This is a genomic window from Collinsella sp. AM42-18AC (genome assembly GCF_003467965.1).
Taxonomy (GTDB): Bacteria; Actinomycetota; Coriobacteriia; order Coriobacteriales; family Coriobacteriaceae; genus Collinsella.
Genome location: NZ_QSFY01000008.1, coordinates 56338 through 81192 on the forward strand (window position 1 = coordinate 56338; position 24855 = coordinate 81192).

Consider the following 24855-nt stretch of genomic DNA (forward strand, 5'->3'; position numbering starts at 1 on the left):
TCGATGTTCCTAAACCCATTAGCGACGGGCGCGGCGCAGCGTCACGCCCGTCGAGTAATGCCGTGCGGCAAAGGGAGCTCGCGCGCCTTTACGCGTGCCAGATCTCGTCGCGGTACTCGCGAATGGTGCGGTCGCTCGAGAACCAGCCGGAGGAGGCGGTGTTGAGCAGGGCCTTGCGGTTCCAGGTCTCCTGGTCGCCGTAGCTGCCCGTGAGCGCCTCCCACGCATCCACGTAGCTGCGGAAGTCGGCCATGACCAGGTCGGGGTCGTTGTTGTTCATGAGCTCGTTGTAGATGCTCTCGAAGTTGCCCGAAAGACCCGCAAAGGTGTTGTCCTTGAGCTCGTCCATCACGCGGCCCAGACGCTCGCGATCGTTGTTGAGCGTATCCCACGCAAAGTAGCTGTTCGACGCCCAGAGCTGCTCGACCTCGGGGGCGGTCAGGCCAAAGATGGCCTCGTTCTCGCGGCCGGCCAGGTCGGCGATCTCGATGTTGGCGCCGTCGAGGGTGCCCAGCGTAATGGCTCCGTTCATCATGAGCTTCATGTTGGACGTGCCCGAGGCCTCCTTGCCGGCCGTGGAGATCTGCTCCGAGATCTCGGCGGCGGGGTAGATGAGCTGGGCGTTGCTCACGCGGAAGTTGGGGATAAAGCAGACCTTCATGACCTCGTTGACGCGGGCGTCGTTGTTGATGACGTCGGCCACGGAGTTAATGAGACGGATGGTCTCCTTGGCAAAGGTATAGCTCGAGGCAGCCTTGCCGCTAAAGATGAAGGTCGTCGGCGTCACGTGGAAGTTGGGGTCGGCGATGCGACGGTTGTAGATGTCCATCACCTTCATGATGTTCATGAGCTGGCGCTTGTAGGCGTGGAAGCGCTTAACCTGAACATCGAAGACGGTGTTGGGGTCAATGACCAGACCGGTCTCGGCCTTAACGTAGGCGGCCAGGCGCTCCTTGTTGGCGCGTTTGGAGGCACCCACGGCCTTCAGGAATTCGGTGTCGTCCTTAAACTCCTTGAGCTTCTCCAGCTCAAAGGCGTCCTTGAGCCAGCCATCGCCAATGGCCTCGGTCACGAGCTTGGCATAGGTGGGGTTGGCCTCGGCGAAGAAGCGACGGTGCGAGATACCGTTGGTCTTGTTGTTGAACTTCTCGGGCGTCAGGGCATAGAAGTCCTTGAGCACGATGTTCTTGATGATGTCGGAGTGGATCTTGGCCACGCCGTTGACGCTGTGGCTGCAGATCACGGACAGGTTGGCCATGCGAATCTCGCCGTCCCACAGAATGGCGGTCTGGCGCAGACGCTCCTGCCAGCCCTCCTGCGTGGTGTCGAACGACTCGTGCCAACGACGGCTGATCTCGTCGATGATCTGGTACACGCGGGGGAGGAGCTTGGAGAACGTGCCGATGGGCCACTTCTCCAGAGCCTCGGGCAGGATGGTGTGGTTGGTGTAGCTCACGACCTGCGTCACGATGTTCCAGGCGTCATCCCACTCGAGCTTCTTCTCGTCGATGAGGATGCGCATGAGCTCGGGGCCGCACATGGCTGGGTGCGTGTCGTTGGTGTGGATGGCCACAAACTGCGGCAGCAGCTCCCAGTTCTCGCCGTGCTCCTTCTCAAAGGTATCGAGCAGGCTGTAGATGCCGGCCGAGACAAACAGGTACTCCTGCTTCAGGCGCAGCAGACGGCCGTGCTCGCCGGCGTCGTTGGGGTAGAGGATGGCGCTGATGGCCTCGGCCTCGGCACGCTCGGCATCGGCCAGGGCGTAGTCACCGCGGTTGAAGGCCTCAAGGTCAAAGTGCTCCTCGACCGGCTCGGCGGCCCAGACGCGCAGCTTGTTGACGGTCTCGCCGGCATAGCCCACCACGGGGATGTCATAAGGGACGGCCAGGATGTCCTGCGTGTCCACCGTGCGGTAGAACGTGCGGCCGTTCTCCTCAAAGCCCTCAACATGGCCACCAAACTTGATGGTCACGGCCTTGTCCTGACGGCGGACCTCCCAAGGATAGCCGTGGGTGAGCCACTCGTCGGTGGCCTCGACCTGGCTGCCGTTGACGATCTCCTGCTTAAACAGGCCGTAGCGGTAGCGCATGCCGTTGCCGTAGCCGGCAATGCCCTCGGCTGCCATGGAATCCAGGAAGCATGCGGCCAGACGGCCCAGGCCACCGTTGCCCAGCGCCGGATCGGGCTCCTGGTTCTCGATGACGGACAGGTCGAAGCCCATGTCGTCGAGCGCCTCGGCGACCATGTCGCGCACGCCAAAGTTGAGCAGGTAGTTGTCGAGCAGGCGGCCGATCAAAAACTCGATCGAGAAGTAGTACACGCGCTTCTTGCCCTCGGCGGTCACACGGGCGTCACTCTTGGTGGCAACGGTGCGTGCCTTCTCGGCCACGAGCTTGGCCAGGGCGTTAAAGCGGTCGAGGTCGCTGGCGGCCTCGACGCTCTTGCCGCTGATGCTCATGACGGCATCGCGATAGAGCTCGGTAAACTCCTGCTTGTTGTCGAAGATCTTATTCATGCGTTCCTTTCCCCCGGGGATGTTTCTCCCGGAACGGTTATGACTTGTATCCTACGCCCCCGCGGGGCGGGTAATTACACGTGTAACGACTTTGTTACGCATCCTTGCCAGACGACTTAACAGTGCCTGTTTTGGCCTTGGAGGCAGCCTTTTTGGCGGCTGACTTCTTGGCCGTGGTCTTGGCGGCGGGCTTGGCAGTAGCCTTAGTCTTGGCCGGAGCCTTCTTGGCTGTCGCGGGCTTGGGCTTCACCGAGGACGTGCGCTTCATGGGCGCAGCCTTGGGAGCCTCCACCACCGGCGGCTTATAGCTGCTGGGGCCACGGCGCTTAAGCACCACGCCTGCCAGGCCGGGCACCTTTATCTCGATAGAGTCCATCTGCCCGTTCCAGGGATAGGGCTCGCTCGAGCAGGTGTAGGGCTCTTCGCCGGCGTATCCGCTGCCGCCAAACTCGGGACGGTCAGAATCGAAGATGACCTCCCAGTCGCCCTCGCGCGGCACGCCCACGCGGAAGCTCTCGTAGCTCGCCGGATCAAAGTTGATCAGGATCACCAGGTCGTCATCGATGTCCTCGCCCTGGCGCACAAAGCTCACGATGGACTGCTTGGAGTTATCCGCGTCGATCCAGGTAAAGCCGTCGTCGGTGTAGCCGCGCTCGTACAGGGCCGGCTCGGCGGTGTACAGGTGGTTGAGTGCCTTGATAAACGCCTGATGATGCTTGTGAGTCTCGTACTCCTCGGTCAGGAACCACTGGATGGACTCGTAGTAGCGCCACTCAATAAACTGGCCGATCTCGTTGCCCATAAAGTTGAGCTTGGCACCGGGGTGCGTCATCTGGTAGAAGGCCAGCGTGCGCAGGCCGGCAAACTGGCGCCACCAGTCGCCCGGCATGCGGCCGATCAGCGAGCACTTGCCGTGCACGACCTCGTCGTGGCTCAGCGGGCAGATAAAGTTCTCGGTAAAGGCATACATGATGGAGAACGTGAGCAGCCCGTGGTTGCCGGGGCGCCACGGAAAATCGGTCTGCATGTAGTGCAGGGTGTCGTTCATCCAGCCCATGTCCCACTTGTAGTGGAACCCCAGGCCGCCGTCCTGCGGCGGATAGGTCACGAGCGGCCACGCGGTGGACTCCTCGGCCATCATCATCACGTCGGGGTAGTGTGCCTCAACAGCGCAGTTGACCTGACGGATAAACGCGCTGGCGTCTAGGTCCTCCTCGGTGCCGTACTTGTTGAACTTCTTTTGGCCCGGATCGTCGATGCCAAAGTTGAGGTACAGCATGCTGGACACGCCGTCCATGCGAATGCCGTCCACGTGGAAGTTCTCGAGCCAGTACAGCACGTTGGAGACCAGGAAGGAGCGGACCTCGCCGCGGGCGAAGTCGAACTTGTGCGTGCCCCAGTTGGGGTGAATCTCGTGCTCAAACAGCATGTGGCCGTTAAAGGTGGCAAGGCCGTGGTCGTCGGCGCAAAAACCGCCCGGTACCCAGTCCATGATCACGCCGATGCCCGCCTCGTGGCACGCATCGATAAAGTGCATAAGCTGCTGCGGGTTGCCGTAGCGCGACGTGGCGGCATAGTAGCCGGTCGTCTGGTAGCCCCAGGAGCCGTCGAAGGGGTGCTCCATAAGCGGCATGACCTCGATATGCGTATAACCCATGTCGCGCACGTAGTCCACGAGCTCCACCGACAGGTCGTCGTAGGTGTAGAACTCGCCGCGCTGCGCGGGGAAGGGATCCATGGGGCCGGGGTAGTTGCCGTACTCGTCGGGCTCGCCCTGCGGCGCGTCGCCGTGACGTTTCCACGAGCCAATATGCACCTCGTAGATGTTAAGGGGCTGCGACATGTGGTTGTGGCTGGCGCGGCGCTTGAGCCACGCGGCGTCGTTCCACTGGTAGCCATCGAGGGTCCACAGCACGCTGGCGGTACCGGGAGGGCACTCGGCCTTAAAGGCGTACGGATCGGCCTTGTAGAGTTTTTCGCCCTCGTTGGTCTCGATAAGGTACTTATAGAGCTGACCCTGCTCGGCGCCAGGAATAAAGCCTTCCCAAATAGCGCTCGTATGCATGGGCACCAGCGGGTTGGCTTGCTCATCCCAGCCGTTAAATTCGCCAATGACATGGACGCTCTTTACGTCGGGCGCCCAAACGCAAAAGCGCCAGCCGCGCGTACGATTCTGCGTGTCGGGGTGAGCGCCCATCTTTTCCCAGCTGCGCTCCCACATGCCAATGCCAAACAGGTAGACATCGTCCTTGGAGAGCTCCGGTGCGTGCGGGGCGGCTTTACGGGTAGCAGGCTTTTTGGTTGCTGGCTTTAGCTTTGTATCGCTCACGTTTGATCCCATCATGACGCGGCAGCGTGTTGCCTTGGTGACTAGATGCGAAAGGTCCAAGGCTACACGAATCGAAGGGACGGCGATTGTTCTATGATTCGTTCCACCTCGCGTGCTCGGTGGAACTTTCGGCAGAAACTACGATAACACCTGTACGTTAGTTTTATGGACGAAAGTGGATTTGCGGGCGCGTTTAATCGGTAAGCGCCATGTTTATACCACTGGCAGAATTGCCGTGGTAAAACTCTTGACAGTTTTACCAATTAGGGTTTCAAAACTGTTAGGCTGACGTTTGGTAAAACGTTTTTAGCAGGTTGTTTACCATTTGACATCGAAAGGCTCGTTTATGAACCATATCGCTGCTCCAAGTGTTGCTTTTATTTTCGATTGCGACGGAACACTGGTTAATAGCTCCCCCGTCTGGGGCCATGCGCAGACCGAGTTATTGCGCCGTCATGGCATTGATGTGACGGTCGACGATTTTGCCCAGTTTGAACATCTTTCGCTGGAGGATGAGTGCCAGGCCTATCACGACACGTGGGGCATTGGCGCGAATGGCGAGGAGCTGTATCGCGAGCTGAGCGAGATTTTGATTGATGGGTATTCCAAGGTGCCGCCGCGCGAGGGCCTGCTTGCATTTTTGGAGCAGGCGAAGGAGGCCGGTATTGCCATGTGCGTGGCTACTTCCACGCCGGCCGAGCTGGTTCAGTCCGCCCTTGCGGCTGCTGGCCTTGATCGCTATATGGAGTTTATTACCACAACGGGCGAGGCGGGGCGCTCCAAGCAGTTCCCCGACGTGTACGAGCTGGCACTGCGTCGCCTGGAAGAGCGCAACGGGCACAAGTTTGAGCGCGCATGGGTGTTTGAGGATGCCGTCTTTGGACTTAAGAGCTCTGGCGCTGCAGGCTTTAAGCGCGTGGGCGTCTATGACCCGCACGGCCGTATGGAGCGCGACGAGGTGCGTGCCAACTGCGACATCTTTATCGATGGCTATGAGGACCTGGACCTGGCCCGCGTGCTTTCGTTTGAGGGTTAGGCGAGGGCCGTGGCTTGCAAAGTGTTAGTGGTTTGCGGCTCGCTGGTGGTGGCGAGCGCGGATCTGCTTCGCCAGCTGGCGGGGGAGTGCGACCACGTTGTCGCCGTGGACCGCGGGCTCGACGCGCTACTGGGCGCGGGGCTTGGCTGCGACGTCTACGTGGGCGACGCCGATACCGTAAGCGACGAGGGACGTGCCCTGGTCGATGCCGCTGCCGATTTTGAAGTAGAACGCCACAACCCCTACAAGGACTACACCGACCTGGCTCTGGCACTCGATTCCGTCCGCCGTCGCTGGCCGGGTGCCGAAGTGGTTGCGACCTGCGCCACCGGCGGCCGCCCGGACATGGCCCTGTCTGTGCTAGGGCTACTGGCAGGCTATGCGGACGCCCCCGTCTGGATCGAAGAAGACGAAATGACGGCCAGAATCCTGCACCAGGACGAGACCTGGACCATCGAAAACGCCGAGGGCAAAACCTTCTCCATCATCTCCATAGCCCCCAACACAGAGATTAGCGAACACGGCCTAGAATGGGAGCTAGACCATAGCCCCTTAGGCCTGCTAGCCGACACCGGCATCAGTAACGTCGTAAGATCAACCACCAAGATCCAAGTCCACACCGGCACCGCCATCGCTTACCTCTACAAGTAAGGTCTACCGCATCAGGGTTTTATCGGGACGGTGGGTGAATTGACTGATTTTGCCGAAGTCAAAATCAGTCAATTCACCCACCGTCCCAGGAAAACCCGTAAGAAAAAGTTTCAACAAAAACCCTCTTGCATCCCCGAAGATCTTCCCCTATAGTACTACCTCGTCACGGGGGCGTAGCTCAGCTGGGAGAGCGCTTGACTGGCAGTCAAGAGGTCAGGGGTTCGATCCCCCTCGTCTCCACCATCGTGAATCCAAAAGTCCATCGGTTATCCGATGGACTTTTTTCATACTTATCAACCCCACAAACGAAAGTGACGCGTGCACCCGCGACCACCCCGCAAAAAGTTGCGCAATTACCTTCCCGGTTTTGTACAAAGTTTGTTAGCCAAACTTAATAGTTTGCGCAATTCACGCCGCCAGCAATACAACTCAGGCAGTGCTCGCAAACCCACGCACCCCCATAAACCTGCGGCAATGTATGCAAGACGGCTCAATATCCCCCATAACCACGGCAAATAAACAATATGTTGCTCAACACGCCCTAAAACGTATGGGCCACCTGCTGTGCTAGGATACCTATCTTTACATGGGTTCAACTGTGCTCGCGGCTCCAGCAAGCCACAAAGCACAGGGTCGATCAGCATCCGGCCGTAACGGCGGTGCCAGAAAGACCACGAGCTCCAATAGCGTCGTCATGCGTATCGCATCGAATGATTTTGTTCTTATCTATGTGCGGGTTCATCATTCGATTCGACATTTTATGACAAATCGCAGCAGTCCTACAGCTGATTGCGTGCGGTCCAGTTTTGTTCCCGCTTGACTGGATTGCACGCAGCTAGCTGGGGACGCGGTCTTTTTGCGATACACGTCCGCGTCTCTAGTCACTGCACTTATACATACCGTTCACGGTGGGGCAGAGCCACGTGCTTGTCTAATTGGGCTCAGGGTTTGAATATGGAGCGCCTTCGCGCACAAGCGCCCTGGCGAAGCCATACCCAAACCCCGTGAGCCACACGTAAGACAGCAAGGGGGTGGTGCTCGTGTGGTATGTGATCCAGGTCATTAACGGTCGCGAAGACGTAATGCGCGAGCGCATCGAGCACGTGGTGCCGGCTGGTGCCATGCAGGAGCTCTTTTATCCCCAATTTCAAACCGAGATCAAAGTACACGGCGAATGGGTCAACACGACCAAGCCGCTCTTTCCCGGTTATCTGATCTGCGATACGGCAGATCCCCGCACCGTGCAACAGTATCTTCTGCGCATGGACGACTTTGCCCGGGTGCTTTCCCAGGACGGCCAGTTTGTGCCGCTGGCAAAAGAAGAGGTCCAGCTTATTGGCGGCTTTACGCATAGGGGAGACCGCGTTGTGCCCATGAGCGAGGCCTTAAAAGACGGCGACCAGGTCGTAGTGACGGCAGGCCCGCTGCTGGGCCACGAAGGCCTTATCAAATCCATTAACAGACGCAAGAGCACTGCTTATTTGGAGCTCGACCTGTGCGGCCGACGCGTAACCACCCGCGTTGGCCTCGCGGTGCTTTCAAACGAGCAACGCGTCATGCGCAATCACAGAAGATCGATCGCCTAGCTGCAAGCTCGCAAGCGGACGAACGAAGGCAAAAAAGTATCGGGGGGGGGCTCTTGGAGCCTACGATAATGACCGTGGAGCAGGGTGCGCGAGAGGCGTGCACAGCCGCCACGGCGAATTCCGTCCCTGCCGCAGCGGGTGCTACGGGGGATTACCTTACAAACGAAGAAGCCACCGAAATGCTGCGCGGTGCCAACTCCGGGGTTATGCCCGAGCTTGGGCACAGGTTCTACCGCGTTATTAAGCGTACGGTGGACATTGTCGCCGCAGGCGGAGCCTTGGTGTTGCTCTTTATTCCCGGGTTAATTCTGAGCGTGGTCATTTGCATAAAGAGCCCGGGCGCAAGCCCCCTATATTCGCAGTGGCGCGTGGGCCGCGTGCACAAAGACGGCACGTTCTACCTGTTTAAGATCTACAAGTTCCGCAGCATGGTGCCCAATGCAGACCAAATGCTCAAGGACTTGCAGGCTCAAAACGAGGCCACCGGCCCCATGTTTAAAATGAAGCACGACCCGCGCATTATTCCCGGCGTGGGTAACTTCATTCGCAAGCACAGCATCGACGAGCTGCCCCAGCTCATCAACGTGTTTTTGGGCCAAATGAACCTCATTGGCCCGCGTCCCGGCCTGCCGCGCGAGGTTGCCCTGTACAGCGAACACGACATGAAGCGCCTTGCCGTAAAGCCTGGCTGCAGCGGTCCTTGGCAAGTAATGGGCCGCAGCTACCTGGGCTTCAAAGAAATGGTTGAGCTGGATCTTCGCTATATAGAGAATCGCAGCCTGCGCCAGGACCTGCGGTTGATATTCGGCACGCTGAAGACGATGTTCTCTGGGGAAGGTGCCGTGTAGCATGCGCATCGCCATGATAGGCCAAAAGAGAACGGGTTCGCGCGAGGGCGGCGTAGAAGTGGTGGTAGGCGAGCTTGCTCGCCGTATGGCAGACCTTGGTCACCAAGTAACCTGCTACGACCGTATGGGCGAAGGAGCTCCTTCCGAGCCCTACGAGAAGGATGGCTACCGCATCGTTCCCGTAAAGGCTCTGGACATCAAGGGGCTCTCTGCGCTCACGAGCAGCTTTGCCGCAACAAGGGCCGCCATCAAAGACGGGGCAGACGTAATTCACTATCACGCAGAGGGGCCGTGTGTCCCCCTTCGTTTTGCGCGTTCCGCGGACATCAGGACCGTGGCAACGATCCACGGCCTGGACTGGCAGCGTGCAAAATGGGGCGGCTTGGCTTCCAAGTACATCAAGTTCGGCGAGGCGACGGCGGCCAAGTGCGCGGATGCGCTCATCGTGCTTTCCCGGGACAATCAGGAGTACTTCAAGGAGGCTTACGGCCGCGAGGCTACGCTCATTCCCAACGGCATCACTCCCGAGGCGGATCTTCCCGCGAAGGAGATCTCCGAGCGCTTGGGGCTCACCCAGGGCTCCTATGTCCTCTACCTCGGTCGCATTGTGCCCGAGAAGCGACCGGAACTGTTGGTGGAGGCGTACAAGCAGGTAAAGACGGATAAGCGCCTGGTTATCGCGGGCGACTCCTCCGATACGGACGACTACGCCGTGGCGCTCAAAGAGGCTGCCGCGTCCGACCCCCGCGCGCTCTTTACCGGCCACGTTGAGGGCAACCTGCTCTCCGAGCTGTACTCCAACGCGTATTGCTACGCGCTCCCCTCCGACGTTGAGGGCCTGCCCATGAGCTTGCTGGAGGCCATGTCTCACGGTGCGGCATGCGTTACCTCGGATATTCCCGAGTGCGCGGATGTTCTGCAGGGTTGCGGGCTCACGTTCCCACACGGAGACGCGGGGGCGCTGCGCGACGTGCTTGAAGGCCTGATAGCGGATTCTGCCCAAGCGGAGAGGCTGGGCGCCATGGCACGTGACCGCGCGATTAATGGCTATGACTGGAACAGCGTCGTCCAAAGGACGCTTGCTTTGTATGAGGGTGTTGCGTAATGAAGATCCTTCTTGTAAATAAGTTTCATTGGCGCAAGGGTGGAAGCGAGACGTACTACTTTGCTCTTGCCGATGGTCTTCGCGCTCTTGGGCATGAAGTTGCCTTCTTCAGCATGGAGGATGAGCGTAATGAGCCGACTGAGTGGTCGCGTTACTTTGTAACGAATCGCGACTATAACGGACCGAGCTCTATTGTCGATAAGGCGAAGGCCGCGCAGGCACTTGTGTATTCCAAAGAGGCGCGCGAGAAGTTCGATGCGCTGTGCCGTGAATTCCAGCCCGATGTAATCCATCTCAATCTCACTCATAGGCAGATTACGTTTTCCATCTTGGACGCTCCTTGGCTAAAGCAGCATCCAACGCCGGTTGTGTATACCTCGCACGACTTGATTCTTGCTTGCCCGAGCTATCTTATGCTTGATTCCGAGGGCAACGTTTGCGATTCGTGTCTCGGGGGTCATTTTGGCAATTGCCTTAAGAAGAAGTGCGTAAAGGGTTCGATCGCAAAAAGCGCGTTAGCGGTGGCTGAGGCGGAGTGGCTTAAACGGCACAAAACCTATTCACGTCTCGATCGCATCATCTGCCCGAGTGAGTTCATGCGGAACAAGTTTATTGAAGCGGGGCTTCCCGAGCGTCAGCTTGTCCTCATGCGGAATTTCCTGAATCCCGATTCGATGTCACGGGAAGTTGCCAACCAAAATAATGAAGATCCCTACATGCTGTATCTGGGACGCCTTTCTCGCGAGAAAGGCGTGTTAACGCTCGTGCATGCTTTTGAGAAGGCGGCACCGGTGATCCCTGATTGGCGTCTTGTTATTGCAGGCGATGGCCCTGAATGTGATGCTGTGAAGGTCAAAGTTTCCGCAATGCCAAACGAAATAAGCTCGAGGATTGAGCTGGTTGGATATAAAACCGGTGACGCCCTGCGCGGACTTGTGAATCGAGCCACTCTGGCGGCTGCGCCGTCAGAGTGGCTCGAGAACGCGCCATATGCGGTTCTCGAGGCACTCGCCGCGGGCAAGCCCGTTATCGGTACGAACATGGGCGGAATACCCGAGCTGGTACGTGAGGGTGAAACGGGCTTCCTGGCTGAAGCCCACGATGAGGCAGGACTCGCAGATGCAATCCGTAGGGGTGCGGCGGTGGCCGCCGATCCTGCGGCTTACGCCGCGATGAGCGCGCATTGCCGTTCATTCGTGGCAGAGAACTGTAATCAAGAGAAATACATCCGGAATCTCGTCTCCCTGTATCAAGAACTAATTGACCGGAAGGTGGTGGCCTAACCCATGGCCGAGAAGAAACTCAACGGAACCGTAATCGTAACGTACCGCTGCAACGCGCGCTGCACCATGTGCAACCGCTACAAGGCTCCCAGCCGTCCGGAGGAGGAGCTCTCCCTCGACGTGATCAAGAAGCTCCCGCGCATGTACTTCACCAACATCACCGGTGGCGAGCCCTTCATCAGGACCGACCTTGCGGATATCGTGCGCGAGCTGTACAAGAAGTCCGACCGCATCGTCATCTCCACCAACGGCTTCTTCACCGACCGCATCATCGCCCTTGCCGAGGAATTCCCCCAGGTGGGAATCCGCATCTCCATCGAGGGTCTGCAGCAGACCAACGATGAGATCCGCGGTCTCCAGAACGGCTTCAACCGCGGCTACGAGACGCTCAAGAAGCTCGTGGAAATGAAGCACCCGGACGTGGGCTTTGGCATGACGGTGCAGGATCGCAACGCTGCGGACTTGGTGCCGCTGTACAAGCTTTCCGACGAGCTCGGCATGGAGTTCGCCACCGCCAGCCTGCACAACAGCTTCTACTTTGTCGAGGCGAAGAACATCATCAAGGACCGTCCCATGGTGGCCCAGAACTTCGAGGACCTGGTAAACGAGCTCCTCAAGTCCAACGAGCCCAAGAAGTGGTTCCGCGCGTACTTCAACATGGGCCTCATCAACTACATCTATGGGCAGAAGCGCCTGCTCCCGTGCGATATGGCGTTCGACACGTTCTTCATCGACCCCTACGGCGACGTCATGCCCTGCAACGGCACCAAGGAGAAGCTCGTTATGGGCAACCTTAACGACGAGTCTTGGGATGAGCTGTGGGAGAGCGCCCAGGCCGAGAAAGTGCGCGGCTGCGTGCGCCACTGCGACCGCAACTGCTGGATGATCGGCTCCGTGTCTCCTGCCATGCACAAGTACATCTGGAAACCCGCGTCGTGGGTGCTGGCGCACAAGCTCAAGCCCGGCAAGAAGTTCGACATGCACGAGCTCCCCATCGTGCGCGACTACGAGTCGGGCAAGGTGACGAAGGAGGAGCTGGACGCTCTTTCCACCTGCGACATGCACGCCGCGATCAACGACGGCCTTTCCGACGCAAGCCGAGCCGACGCGCACGTGTACGAGACTGAGGAGGCGCTGTAGTGCAGCCGGGTGGAAAAATCGAATGCAAAAATTCAGAAATAACGGTTGCTCGATATCAATCGGAGGAAACACGTGAAAGTATCCTGCATAACCAGGCACGCAATCTCTAATTATGGCTCCCTGCTCCAGGCATATGCGACACAACGAGCGGTAGAGAGCTTGGGGCATGAGTTCGAGATTATGGACTATGTACCTGCTTGTGAGGACGTATCCCAGCAGGTGAGGACGCTTCTTTCGACAAAGCCGTCCTGGAACGGGAACCCGTTGAAGAAGTCTGTCTACAGACTTCTGATGGAGCCTGAGACAAGGGTGGCGGGCAAGCGGTTTGCGCGTGAGCGTTCCCAGCTGCTTAAGATGAGCCCTCACTATGCATCCCTGGAGGAGCTGAAGGCTAATCCGCCCAAGGCCGATGTCTATATGACTGGAAGCGATCAGGTGTGGGGTCCCATCAGCTCGGGCGCATACGACCTGTCATACGCGCTTGAGTTTGCTCCCGAGGGCGCAAGGCGCATCTCATATGCGGCAAGCTTTGGTAAGAAGAATATCCCGGATAGCGTGCGCCCCAGGTTTCTCGAGGACCTTCGAGCATATGAGGCCGTGTTCGTACGCGAGGATGCCGCGCGCGAGCAGCTTGCCTCGTGGGGCATAGAGGCCGGACAGGTTGTCGATCCCACGCTGCTGCTTGATGGCGAGGCGTGGAGAAGGATGGCGGCACCTGCCCCGAAGGGCGAATACATCCTCGTCTACCAGATTCACAGCGACCCGACGGTGGGGCAGTACGCCGTGAAGGTTGCCAAAAAGCTTGGCTTGCCCCTGATACGGATCTCCGCAAGCCTGCACCAGGCCTCACGCGAGGGCAAGTTCAAGTGGCTGCCGACGCTTGCTGAGTTTCTCTCGTATGTCGACAACGCAGCATGCCTAGTCACGGACTCGTTCCACGGTACGGCTTTTGCCATAAATCTCAATACGCCGCTGGTAGAAGTGCTGCCCAAGAACGGAACCTCGAGCAGGAACGTGAGTATTCTGCGACTCACGGACCTCACGGACAGAGTGCTTCAGAATCTAGATGATGTCGAGTTAGCATCCAAGCAGATTGACTTTGGTCGGGTCAACGATGTGATGGGTGCGGAGAGGGAGAAGTCCCTAGCGCAGCTCAAGAGCATGATTGAGGAGTAGGGCATTGTCAAACGTTGGCACTAGGACGGTATGCAAGAAGGATATGTGCGCTGGCTGTATGGCCTGCGTCGATTCATGTCGACATGGAGCGATTGCCATTGAGGATACGATTGAGGCGTATAACGCCCGTATTGATCCTACAAGGTGCGTGGGATGTGGACTGTGCGAGAAAACGTGTCCCCAGATGGTATCCCCATCTTCGTTGCGTCCTCTCGAGTGGCTACAGGGGTGGGCGAAAGATACATCGCTCAGAATGTCATCTTCGTCCGGGGGTCTGGCTACGGCCATCTCGGAGGCGTTTGTGGCGTCAAATGGATTAGTGTGTTCATGTGCACAGGAGGGCGGTGAGTTCCGGTTCCACCTCACTTCTGATGCGGATTACTTGAGGAGGGCCCAAGGCTCCAAATACGTCAAAAGCAATCCGCTTGGTGCGTACCGCGAGGTTAGGGAGGCCCTGCAAGGTGGTCAAAGGGTTCTCTTTATCGGTCTTCCTTGTCAGGTTGCTGCGATGCGTAACTTCGTTGGAAGCCGTTTAGCCGATTCCCTTTACACCATCGACCTTATCTGTCATGGTTCACCGTCCCCCAAGGTCCTGAGCCGATTCTTGGAAGAGACAGGTAACAACCTGTCTAATGAGCTGATACTGGACTTTCGAAAGAAAGTCCAGTTTCAGCTCCGCTATCGCGGAGCTGAAACTGTGGGTAGGACGGGTGTCCGCGATCGCTACTCGATTGCTTTCCTCTCGGGTTTACCGTATACGGAAGGCTGCTACTCCTGCCGCTACGCCAAGGGTGATCGTGTCTCCGATATTACGCTTGGCGATTCATGGGGTAGCGAGCTTTCTGATGAGGTCGCGAACGGGATATCCCTCGCACTTGTGCAGACAGACAAGGGTCGAGAACTGTTAGAAATGACGGACCTTGAGCTTTTGCCGGTTGATCCTGGTCTAGCTGTGGCCAACAATGAACAGCTTCAACGTCCTTCGACGAAGCCTATAGAAAGAAATACCTTTATGGACGGCTTTCGTAACGGGGTACGGGTTAACCGACTCGTTCTCAGGGCGAGGCCAAAAGACTGCGCCAAGTACTTGGTCAAGGATATACTGCTTGCACTGGGTTTGCTCAGGGGTTAACACATCGAGAGCGTTTGCTTTAGGCATTAATGATAAGGTAATCCATATGTTGAGTAATTCCAAGGTGCCAAAGTGCGTCGTATTAATGGCGTCATACAACGGCATCCCATTTATTTCAGAACAAATTGACAGCATTCTCTCGCAGGCTGAAGTTGACGTACGTCTTTTTGTCCGTGATGACGGGTCATCTGATGGTACTCGTGATCTTCTGCAGCGCTATGCAGATGAGGGCAGTCTGACTTTGTTAACAGGAGAAAACCTAGGACCTGCTTTAGGGTTTTTGACGTTGTTGCGGAATGCTCCCGAAGCTGATTACTATGCGTTTTCCGACCAAGATGATATTTGGGATAGCGATAAACTGATAACTGCGATTAAACAGCTTAAGAAGCAGGAGAATTTGGCTCTTTATCATTGCAATTCAAGACTTGTAGATTCAGCTGGTAAGGAGATGGGCCGGTTAACCTATGGGCAACAAAGGTGCATATCTTATCGAGATAACGACCCTCTCAACCAGCTTTGCATTGGGTCACCTATGGGATGTACGCAAGTATTTGATAGGCGTATTTGGGAAGTTGTTTGCTTGCATGAGCTGCCCCATCCCGTCATCATGCATGATAAGCTGATAGCTAATCTATGCGTGCTGCTGGGTTATCGGATTGTTTTCGATGCTTCTCCTCATATGGGATATCGCCAGCATGGTCGTAATGTGGTCGGTGTGAGTACTGATTTACCATCTAAAGTGATTGAGAAAATCAATAGTTTTTGTCATCCGCGAGAGATTACTCTTGCAAAGCAAGTTACTGGACTTCTTTCAACTTATTCCGACTGCATTCTTCCTCCAGAGCGTGCTCTTGGAGAGTTGGTATCGAAAATGGACGCTTCTTTCATGGCTAGGTGCAGGGTTTCTTTCTCTTCGAGGCTGAATTTCGGCAGTCTACAAGAGGGCCTTTTCAATAGATCTCTCCTCTTGTTTGGGAAGCGATGATATGAGTAAAAGCATCCCCAAACCGCACAATAGTGGGTACGTCCTAGCGCTTGCCTTTTGCGACTATCTCAAGGACAAGACCGGCACCCCAAAGGCTATTATGGCGAGTCAGCAGGCCATGGCGTCGCACGGCATAAGTTACGTCTATCTCCACTCGGTTAAGAAGACCCTGTTCAGGGACGACCAGATGCTATTTTGCGAATTCGGGGTTACGGTCGACGGGGTGGAGGCTGGTGTTTTCAGTATTGCCCAGGTGTGCGAGGCCCTTTGCAGCTGGCAAAAAAGCGGCTTCAGCCTTCTTGAGCTTCATATCCACCACCTTCTGTACGTGAGCCTTGAGAAAGTCTCCGAGCTGCTAAAAGTTACAGGCAAAACACCGGTCAGGGCCTTTCTCCACGACTATTACCTGTGTTGTACAAGCTATAACCTCCAAAATAGGAGCGGCTTTTGTGACAGCTCAAGGCTCGGCGACGCTCCCTGCGAGAAATGCCCCCACTTCAGTAACAGCCTTCGTGTGGAGTCGAAGATCCAAGGGCTGTTTGACTCCATCAAAAATCTCCGTTTTGTTGCACCTTCGACCTATACGAAGAATCGGTTTCTCTCATTCAGGCCCCAATACGAGGGCCTTGTTGATGTAATACCGCACCAAAAGCTGCTTGGAGAGTATCTGGGCAACAGACGTCCTCTGAACGCAGGGGAGCGCATCAGGGTTGCCTTTCTGGGGATGCCGAGGAAGACAAAGGGCTGGGAGACCTGGCTTCGCCTCGTATCTGCGGTCGATGAACAAGAGTACGAGTTCTTCGTCTTCAACAGCTCGAACGATATGTATCCAGGGATGAACAAGCGGTTTGTCGAATTTGATGAGAAGCACCCAAATGCCATGACCGACTCTCTCAGGGAGTGCGAGATTGCCATCGTTGTCATGTGGCCATCTTGTCCAGAGACCTATAGCTACACCTGTATGGAATCTTACTCCGCAAACGCTTATACGATTTCGAGTGCATGTGCAGGCAATGTCGCCGACTTTGTCGTTGAGCATGGGTCCGGTTTGGTGCTGAATAACGAGGAGGAGCTAATCGGGCTGTTTAGGGATAAGAGCCGGCTTATCAGGGAGGTCAATCGTTTCAGGAGCGGAAAGCCTGGTCCGCTCGATCTTGTCGATTCAGATGAGATCGTAGACCTGCTTCCATGCTCCTCGGTAGGTCTCAACACGGGAGTTCACATGCACACGAGGCTGATTGAACGTGTGCTGCTGGAGGTACTCAATGCAAGATCATAGGCATGCGAGGCTCGTTATAAATAAAGCGGAGGAGCGGGCTGGTCGAAGAGGTCGTTGGTATCTCCCTAATAAGCAAGGCGTTCTAACCGTTTGCATGGGTGACCTGGCGGATGCGACGATCGTTATAGGTATCTTGGCGCAGGTTTTCTTCCTTGAGTACTATGGTCTGGGGCGATACCTCAACTGGGTAATTACCGGCATGATTTGCGTGAGGGCGCTCTTCTCCGGATGGAAATATAGCGGTAGAGCGCTACTACTTGGGCTGATTACCGTTGCAGGGTGGCTGTCTGGTGCCCTCTTGGGTGGCAATATGGAAACGTTTAGGGCGAATATTTTGCTGCTCCTCTACCCGTTTGTCTATACGCTTTACTTCTTTCTTTTGGTCACTAACAAGAGGGATTTTCTTCTTGGACTCTTTGATGCAGGTTTTCCGGTCTTCAACGCCATATTGCTTCTCAATATGGCGATCATGTTTATCCAGTACTCTACCCATGGGATGATCGCTGCGACAACGAACGACATCAGTTACTTCGAGGACAATATCTCCGGCCTGTTCTCTTATGCGTCCGTCCATGCGGTGGCCCTTTACACTTCATTCGTCGTGCTCTACAACTTCGTCTGGATTAGGAGGCTTCGGGGTCCTCTCTGGCCATCCCTTGCCATCGCTTACAACGTCTGCCTTATCGTCCTGTCCTTCTATCTTGCGACACTCAACGATAATAAGGCGCTCTTCATAATCCTTCCTCTCGTTTTAGTGATGTTCTGGCTTATTTCAGTCATGAGAGGAGAAGCGGATGTTTCGGGTCCCTTCTTTTGGCTTGTCGCCTTGTATTTTATCCTGACAATTGCATACGCCTTGGTGCCTGCGTTCCAGATCCTCGTGGATACGCAAGTGTTTGGTCTGTTCGATATGGTTGGCAGTTCAGCTTCCGTCGGTACTGCTGCCGACGGCAGTAACGAGAGGATTGCTATCATCGGCTTCGCTCTCTTGAGACCGGCTACATGGAGTCTCGGAGAGGGTCTTGGAGCCTCAAGCTTCTACGCGTCCGGGTTCATGTCGTTTAACCACTTTGGTCAAGCGGATATGGGGTCTTTCTTGATTCTCATGGGGTTTTGGGAGACGGCAGCGTATGTAGCGTTTTTCCACTCCGTGGTTAGTGAGTTTATGGAGCAGGAAAAAGGATCTAATGGCCGGATTGTTCGTTTGCTCCTTTTGCTAACAATTCTTATTACCTTTCTGTATACGCAGTGCTTTACAAGGGTGAACTGCTGCTTGTGCCTACTGCTGCTCTGTGGAGCGCTGGCTTGGTCGTGGAATTCCTCGGCTGCAGACTATTTGATTATTGATAGAGACGAAGAACAGGTTTGAACATGAAAATAGGCATTTCCACATTTACGCATGGGGACAACTATGGGCAGAGGCTCCAGAACCTTGCTGTCCAAGAAACTCTCAAACTCTCGGGTGCAGATGTCCTTACGTTCAGACAGAAGGACTCGAGATCTGCCAAATACAAGCTCAAGTCTTTGGCTTCGCTCATTCCAAAGGGGCTTGCCGTTGCCCACATCCAGAGGCATCGTTCGTTTGAGGATTTCAATTCCCGTAACATTTCCTTTAGCCGGGAGGTTATATCTGATTCCAACCCTCCACGTGACATTAAATCCTATGACTTTTTCGTTGCTGGGAGCGACCAAGTTTGGTCTCCGTATTCCCCTGACGCTAACTCCACTATGTTTCTCACGTTTTCGCCAAGAGAAAAGCGCGTTGCTTTTTCGCCAAGCTTGGCAGCTCCGACGATTCCCGAGGAGAAGCGTGAGCTGTTCCACGGCTATTTCGACGGGTTTGATAGGCTGTCCGTTCGTGAGCAGAAGAGCGCCGAGCTTATAAACAGTCTGTACGGCTTAAAGGCCGAGGTGTTGATTGACCCAACACTGATGTTTGACGGCTCCTGGTGGGAAAGGTATGAAAAAGAGCCGCACTGCGGGCTTCCAAATGATTATGTATTGACGTACTTCCTCGGGAGTGCAGCTTACGAAGAGAGGGTTGCCGAAATCTGTGATTCACTTAGCTGCAAGAGGGTCGATTTACTAGGGGATGCGCGCTACTACGCCCTCGGGCCTTCAGAGTTCCTCTATGCCGTCCGTCACGCAAAGCTTGTAGCGACAGATTCATATCACGGATCAATTTTCTCGATCTTGTTCGGGAAGCCGCTGATTTATTGCCCTCGTGAGTCCACTGGTCCAGACATGAGCAGCCGATTCGACACGCTAGCCAGCGAGCTGGGTGTTTCTTTCGTTGAGCGGTCAATTCTTTCCGTATGTAATTCGGAACTGCTCGAGAGTGACTATTCAAAGGCGTATGACAGGTTGGCAGCTCAGAGGAAGATCGTTGTTGAATTCCTCGATAGATGTGGATTGAGCATTCCCTCGGAGGCCGCCCGTGGCTAGCCAGCGTAAGGCGGGCGCCCTCCTCGGCTACGCCAACATCCTCGCAAAGAACCTCGTCAACCTCGTCTACACGCCGATGCTACTGTCCTACGTGGGGCAGGCGGACTACGGCGTCTTCCAGAGCTCGAACTCCTTTGTCTTCTCGCTGACGCTCCTGTCCTTCGGCTTCTCCGAGGCCTACGTGCGCTTCTACACGCAGACGGTGGCGCACGGCGGCGAGCGCGACATCCGGCACCTGAACGGCATGTACCTCACGCTTTACGTCGCCGTCACAGCCGCGGCGGTCGCCCTCGGCATGGGCTTCTCCGCAAACGCCGGCGCGGTGTTCTCGGCCGGGTTCACCGAGGCGCAGGTCTCGCTCGCCCGGGAGCTGCTCGCCATCATGACGCTCAACGTCGCCTCGACGTTGTTCACCGTCGTGTTCAATTCCTACATCACGGCGCACGAGCGCTTCGTCTACCAGCAGACCAGGCAGCTCGTCACCACGCTTGCGACGCCGCTGTGCGCCTGGGCCCTGCTGGCCGCCGGTATGGGGCCCGTGGGCGTTGCCCTAGCACAGCTCGCGGTGAACCTCGTCCTGCTCGCCCTCAACGCGCGCTACGCCATCGTCGTGCTGGGCATGCGCTTCGAGCTCAGGGGTGCCGACTGGGGCGTCATGCGCGGCATCGCCGCCTTCAGTGCCTGGATCTTCGGTAACCAGGTCTGCGAGATGGTCAATCAGAGCGTGCCCAACATCATGCTGGGGGCCATCTCGGGCGCGACTGCGGTATCTCTGTTCGCGGTGGCCGTGAACATCCGCCAGGTCTTCTACTCGCTCTCCACCACGATGTCGAACGTCTTCATTCCGAAGGTCAACCGCATCGTCGCCACCTCGGACGACAACGCCGAGCTCACTCGCCTTATGACGCGCGTGGGCCGCTACCAGATGGTACTGTTTTGCTGGGTGTACGGAGGTTTCGCTATTCTCGGGAAGTTTTTCGTGACGAGGTGGGCGGGCCCGGGCTTCGCCGAGGCCTACTGGCTCGTGCTCGCCATGACGCTACCCGTCATGGTGCCCCTCTGTCAGAACGTCGGCATCGAGATCCAGAGGGCCAAGAACATGCACCACGCCAGGAGTCTCGTCTACCTTGCGATGGCGGTCGGGAACGTTGCCTTCACCGCCGCGGCCGCCCCGGCGCGGGGGCCGTGGGCCCCCGCGATCGCCTATGTCGTCAGCATCGTGCTCGGCAACGGACTGTGGATGAACTGGTACTACCAGAAGCGGGTCGGTCTCGACATGCTCTTTTTCTGGAAGCGGAACCTGCCGGTGCTGCTCGCCTGGGCTGCCGTCACCGTCGCCTGCCTCGCTGGCACGGCGGTCCTGCCCGTCAACGGATGGCCCGCGTTCCTCGAGTGGGGCGCCGTTTACAGCGCGCTTTTCGCCATAGCCCTTTGGCTCGCCGTCCTAACGAAGGACGAACGTATCGCGGTCGTCTCTCGTCTCCCGTTCCTTAGATAGGGTCCATCATGAATGATTCCGAGAAATCCCCGAGGGTCGTCTCGCTTGGCGACCGTTGCTGCGGCTGCGGCGCGTGCGCTGCCCGCTGCCCCAAGTCATGCATCTCCATGGAACCCGATGATTGTGGCTTCCTACACCCCACCGTCGACGCCTCCGGGTGCGTAGGCTGCGGGTCGTGCGACGCCGTATGCCCGGCGCTCAACGCCCCTGGGGAGGACGGGTGCGAGTTCGCCCTCTGGGCGAAGGCTCATGACGTCGGCTTGCTCGATAGATCGTCGTCGGGCGGCGTGTTCGGTCTACTCGCCGGTGACGCTCTCTCGCGCGGCGGTGTTGTGGCGGGCGCCGCGTGGACGGACGGTTGCCGCGAGCTTCGTCACGTGCTCGTGGAGGACAGGCCGGCGCTCGGCGCCGTTATGCGCTCGAAATACGTTCAGAGCGCGGTTGGCCGCGGCGTCTTCGAGGGCGTCCGCGCTGCCCTGCGTGAAGGCAGGCCGGCGCTCTTTGCCGGTACTGCATGCCAGGTGGCTGGCATGCGCTCATACCTGGGGAAACTCGCCGACTCTGACCTCTTCCTCGGCGTCGACGTCATCTGCCACGGTGTTCCGTCTCCAGAGCTCTGGTCGCGCTGGGTCGACTACCGTGGTGAGGCCTTCGGGTCGGACGTCTGCGACGTCAATATGCGGAGTAAGACAACCGGATGGTTGTCTTACTCCGCTATGTACAAGCACATAGCGGAGAAAGACAACACCGGGGACACCGAGTCCCAGATATTCGGCAAAGACTGGTACATGAAAGCGTTTCTGGCCAATGCGAGCCTTCGTTCGTCCTGTCTGGCATGTCCAGCAAAGCGCTCCAGCGGCGCCGATATCACGCTCGGTGATTTCTGGGGGTTCCAGAATACCCATCCCGAGGTCGACAACTCCAAGGGCGTATCTGCCGTCCTATGCAATACCGAGAAGGGCGTGCGGGCATTCGAGGCTATTTCTGGGCTTACTGCAAACGGTCCGGCGACGCTTGATGGGGTAATCGCGGGCAACCCTAGCCTCGTCCATTCTGTCACGCCTTATCAAAAGCGCGACGAGTTCTTGAACGACGTGTCTGCCGGGCTTTCCATCCCAGATCTCATGGACAAGTGGGATTTCCGTCCCACTCTCTGGCAGCGTGTCCGCGGCAAGCTTGGTGGTATTAAACGACGACTAAAGAGACTCGTTGGAAGGAGAGCCTAGATGGCCAAGGATCGCTACCTTCAAGCTCTTCGTGGGCTTGCGATTTCCGCAGTGGTGCTTATCCACTGTCTTCCTCAATGTGCCGCGTCGGTCGCCATTCGCCCATTCCTCAACTTTTCTGTTGCGTTGTTCTTGTTTTTATCCGGTGTTCTTACCGACGAGCGCAAATTTAATGCGGGGGGGGGGTCTTCGACGCCGCATTAGCAAGGTTGCCGGACCTTATGCGTTCTGGAGCGTTATCTATCTTGCGGCGTTTCCCGCCCTTCATGGGCGTCTGGGTTTCTGGCGTTCGCCGTGGGCTCCGTATCGGCTCAGATGTACTATCTATTGGTCCATTCACAGCTTGTGCTGCTTACTCCGGTACTGTTCAGGCTCCTTTCACGGTATAGGTTCTTTGTCTATTGTGTGACACCGGCTTGCTTGCTTCTAAGGGAGCTCGCTGCCGTTGCCGGTATCGCATTGCCTCTTATACAGGTTTTCTGCCCCATGTGGCTCATCTTTTATGTTTTCGGTCTCGACTGGAGGCGTTGGGCTGCGCTCATTGAAGGACGAACCACTCAGCTTGTTGCAGTGCTCTTTATATTTTTAATAATTCAGGAGGTCGCAGGCTTCTGGTGGTATTTGACTGGCGATTTCAATATGGCCACAACTCAGCTTAAGCTCGGTTCTGCCGCGACCTCTTTAGCTGTGATCGCGCTTCTTATGGCGGTTCCGGGATCATTCAAGTCGCGATTATCTTCTACTTTGCTTGTTGACCTTGGGAACGCCTCTTTTGGAATCTACCTCTGCCATATACTTGTTCTCAAGGCCGTTTGGAAACTGCTTGGATTATTCGTCATTCCACTTGGTGTTTCGACATTTGCTGTTTGGGCGCTAACTCTTGCCGGATCTTATTCGCTTGTATCACTTTGCGGTCGTTATTTGCCCGAACGAATTCACATCATTGTGGGATTATAAATTGATTTTCGATACTGGCGCTTTTCATAGCGTTGAAGCAAAGTGAGTCCATTACCAACATTTGGCACGCGATCATCGGTGAAGATACCGGACTTCCTGTTTTCGAACGAGAAGATGACTTTTTACTCAAAATGGCTGATTGGATTAACCAACCTGAAATAACCGGAATCAATCTCCCTTGGTCGAGCATTGAAAAATGGAAGGGGCAATTCAGGTAGCCATATTCCGCAGTCATTACCTTGCCTATTTCGTTAAGAATGAGGGGGTTTAGCAAAATAGGATACCCAAGTCTTATTTATCACTCGATCTAAAGCGCATTTCGATTGTAGAGGACAGATTAAATGAAAGGCATCATCCTCGCGGGCGGGTCCGGCACGCGACTGTACCCGCTCACTCTCGTGACCTCCAAGCAGCTGCTGCCGGTCTACGACAAGCCCATGATCTACTACCCGCTGTCCACGCTCATGCTGGCGGGCATCAAGGACATCCTGGTCATCTCCACGCCGACCGACCTGCCCAACTTCCAGCGCCTGCTGGGCGACGGCTCGCGCTTCGGCGTGAACCTCTCCTACGCCGAGCAGCCCTCGCCGGACGGCCTGGCGCAGGCCTTCACCATCGGCGAGGAGTTCATCGGCGGCGAGCCCTGCGCGCTCGTGCTGGGCGACAACATCTTCTACGGCAACGGCCTGTCGCGCCACCTGACGCGCGCCGTCCAGAACGCCGAGTCGGGCCGCGCCACGGTCTTCGGCTACCACGTGGACGACCCCGAGCGCTTCGGCGTCGTGGAGTTCGACGGTGAGGGTAGGGCCGTCTCCATCGAGGAGAAGCCCGCCGAGCCCAAGAGCTCCTACGCCGTCACCGGCCTGTACTTCTACCCGGGCGACGTGTCCTCCCGCGCCGCCGAGGTGAAGCCCTCCGCACGCGGCGAGCTGGAGATCACCACGCTCAACCAGATGTATCTGGAGGAGGGGACGCTCTCCGTGGTGACCCTCGGCCGCGGCTACGCGTGGCTGGACACCGGCACCATGGAGTCGCTCCACGAGGCGGCGGAGTTCGTCCGCGCCGTCGAGCACTCCCAGGACCTACCGGTCTCGGTGCCCGAGGAGATCGCCTGGGAGAACGGCTGGATCGACACGGCGCGGCTGGAGGAGGCGGCCGCGGCCTACGGCAAGTCGGTCTACGGCCAGCACCTGAAGAAGGTCGCCGCCGGCGAGATCGTCAACAGCCCGCGCGAGTACTAAATGATTCAATGGGAGATACAGATATGTCTGAAGAGCTCTTCGAGCCCAGGAACATCATCGTCACGGGCGGCTGCGGCTTCATCGGCAGCAACTTCGTGCACCACGTCGTGAACAACCACCCCGACGTGCACGTCACCGTCCTGGACAAGCTGACCTACGCCGGCAACCCCGAGAACATCGCGGGCCTTCCCGCCGACCGCGTCGAGCTCGTGGTGGGCGACATCTGCGACTCCGAGCTGCTGGATAAGATCGTGCCGGGCCACGACGCGATCGTGCACTACGTCGCCGAGAGCCACAACGACAACTCCATCGCCGACCCGGAGCCCTTCCTGCGCACCAACGTCGAGGGCACCTTCCGCCTGCTGGAGGCCGTGAGGAAGTACGGTATCCGCTACCACCACGTCTCCACCGACGAGGTCTACG

At 57.0% G+C, this 24855-nt stretch carries 21 protein-coding genes and 1 tRNA gene; 20 read left to right on the forward strand and 2 right to left on the reverse strand.

Features of this window, described 5'->3' with window-relative positions; all coding sequences use genetic code 11:
• Positions 1-88: 88 nt before the first annotated feature.
• Both DW913_RS05960 and glgB read right to left on the reverse strand, forming a co-directional pair.
• Positions 89-2515, reverse strand: coding sequence for a glycogen/starch/alpha-glucan phosphorylase (locus DW913_RS05960; protein WP_117797919.1), 2427 nt, complete (start codon positions 2513-2515; stop codon positions 89-91).
• Between the two features lie 94 nt (positions 2516-2609).
• Complete coding sequence (gene glgB, locus DW913_RS05965; RefSeq protein ID WP_117797920.1) at positions 2610-4859, reverse strand: 1,4-alpha-glucan branching protein GlgB; 2250 nt, start codon at positions 4857-4859, stop codon at positions 2610-2612.
• Between the two features lie 331 nt (positions 4860-5190).
• Between glgB and DW913_RS05970 the strand changes: the two genes are divergently transcribed.
• The 20 genes from DW913_RS05970 to DW913_RS06065 all read left to right on the forward strand — a co-directional run.
• Positions 5191-5880, forward strand: coding sequence for an HAD family phosphatase (locus DW913_RS05970; protein WP_117797921.1), 690 nt, complete (start codon positions 5191-5193; stop codon positions 5878-5880).
• Positions 5881-5889: 9 nt separating this feature from the next.
• Positions 5890-6531 carry a thiamine diphosphokinase gene (locus DW913_RS05975; RefSeq protein ID WP_117797922.1) on the forward strand — a complete coding sequence of 214 codons (642 nt, stop codon included), beginning with the start codon at positions 5890-5892 and terminating at the stop codon, positions 6529-6531.
• 167 nt (positions 6532-6698) lie between these two features.
• Positions 6699-6774: transfer RNA gene (locus tag DW913_RS05980), tRNA-Ala, on the forward strand.
• A gap of 797 nt (positions 6775-7571) precedes the next feature.
• Positions 7572-8117, forward strand: coding sequence for an antiterminator LoaP (gene loaP / locus DW913_RS05985; protein WP_233542015.1), 546 nt, complete (start codon positions 7572-7574; stop codon positions 8115-8117).
• A 68-nt stretch (positions 8118-8185) separates the two neighbouring features.
• Positions 8186-8965, forward strand: coding sequence for a sugar transferase (locus DW913_RS05990; RefSeq protein ID WP_199580783.1), 780 nt, complete (start codon positions 8186-8188; stop codon positions 8963-8965).
• Between the two features lies 1 nt (position 8966).
• A complete protein-coding gene (locus DW913_RS05995) occupies positions 8967-10070 on the forward strand; it encodes a glycosyltransferase family 4 protein (RefSeq protein WP_117797924.1) in 1104 nt (367 codons plus the stop codon).
• Positions 10070-11353: a glycosyltransferase family 4 protein gene (locus DW913_RS06000; protein ID WP_117797925.1), complete on the forward strand. Its 1284-nt coding sequence runs from the start codon at positions 10070-10072 to the stop codon at positions 11351-11353. The genes DW913_RS05995 and DW913_RS06000 overlap by 1 nt, the downstream gene beginning before the upstream one ends.
• A gap of 3 nt (positions 11354-11356) precedes the next feature.
• On the forward strand, positions 11357-12493 hold the full coding sequence (locus DW913_RS06005) for a radical SAM protein (protein ID WP_035138273.1): 1137 nt from the start codon (positions 11357-11359) through the stop codon (positions 12491-12493).
• 72 nt (positions 12494-12565) lie between these two features.
• The gene (locus DW913_RS06010) at positions 12566-13669 is read left to right on the forward strand and encodes a polysaccharide pyruvyl transferase family protein (RefSeq protein WP_035138275.1); all 1104 of its coding nucleotides are present in this window, start codon (positions 12566-12568) and stop codon (positions 13667-13669) included.
• 58 nt (positions 13670-13727) lie between these two features.
• Entirely contained in the window at positions 13728-14801 is a 1074-nt protein-coding gene (locus DW913_RS06015) for a Coenzyme F420 hydrogenase/dehydrogenase, beta subunit C-terminal domain (protein WP_070100765.1), read from the forward strand.
• A 46-nt stretch (positions 14802-14847) separates the two neighbouring features.
• Positions 14848-15786 (forward strand): glycosyltransferase, encoded by a 939-nt coding sequence (locus tag DW913_RS06020; RefSeq protein WP_117797926.1) that lies wholly within the window; start codon positions 14848-14850, stop codon positions 15784-15786.
• A 1-nt stretch (position 15787) separates the two neighbouring features.
• Positions 15788-17065 (forward strand): hypothetical protein, encoded by a 1278-nt coding sequence (locus DW913_RS06025; protein WP_055287332.1) that lies wholly within the window; start codon positions 15788-15790, stop codon positions 17063-17065.
• Positions 17066-17159: 94 nt separating this feature from the next.
• Entirely contained in the window at positions 17160-18434 is a 1275-nt protein-coding gene (locus tag DW913_RS06030; RefSeq protein WP_117797927.1) for a hypothetical protein, read from the forward strand.
• Between the two features lie 2 nt (positions 18435-18436).
• Positions 18437-19510, forward strand: coding sequence for a polysaccharide pyruvyl transferase family protein (locus DW913_RS06035; RefSeq protein ID WP_117797928.1), 1074 nt, complete (start codon positions 18437-18439; stop codon positions 19508-19510).
• Positions 19503-21008, forward strand: a complete 1506-nt coding sequence (locus DW913_RS06040) for a lipopolysaccharide biosynthesis protein (protein WP_117797929.1) — start codon at positions 19503-19505, stop codon at positions 21006-21008. Before DW913_RS06035 ends, DW913_RS06040 begins: the two co-directional genes overlap by 8 nt.
• Before the next feature lie 8 nt (positions 21009-21016).
• On the forward strand, positions 21017-22234 hold the full coding sequence (locus tag DW913_RS06045) for a Coenzyme F420 hydrogenase/dehydrogenase, beta subunit C-terminal domain (protein WP_117797930.1): 1218 nt from the start codon (positions 21017-21019) through the stop codon (positions 22232-22234).
• Positions 22235-22438, forward strand: coding sequence for a hypothetical protein (locus DW913_RS06050; RefSeq protein WP_117797931.1), 204 nt, complete (start codon positions 22235-22237; stop codon positions 22436-22438).
• A 24-nt stretch (positions 22439-22462) separates the two neighbouring features.
• The gene (locus DW913_RS10285) at positions 22463-23191 is read left to right on the forward strand and encodes an acyltransferase family protein (protein WP_334203753.1); all 729 of its coding nucleotides are present in this window, start codon (positions 22463-22465) and stop codon (positions 23189-23191) included.
• A 341-nt stretch (positions 23192-23532) separates the two neighbouring features.
• On the forward strand, positions 23533-24432 hold the full coding sequence (gene rfbA, locus DW913_RS06060) for a glucose-1-phosphate thymidylyltransferase RfbA (protein WP_117797933.1): 900 nt from the start codon (positions 23533-23535) through the stop codon (positions 24430-24432).
• 23 nt (positions 24433-24455) lie between these two features.
• Positions 24456-24855: GDP-mannose 4,6-dehydratase (locus DW913_RS06065; protein ID WP_117797969.1), on the forward strand; the 400-nt coding region annotated here is incomplete at its 3' end.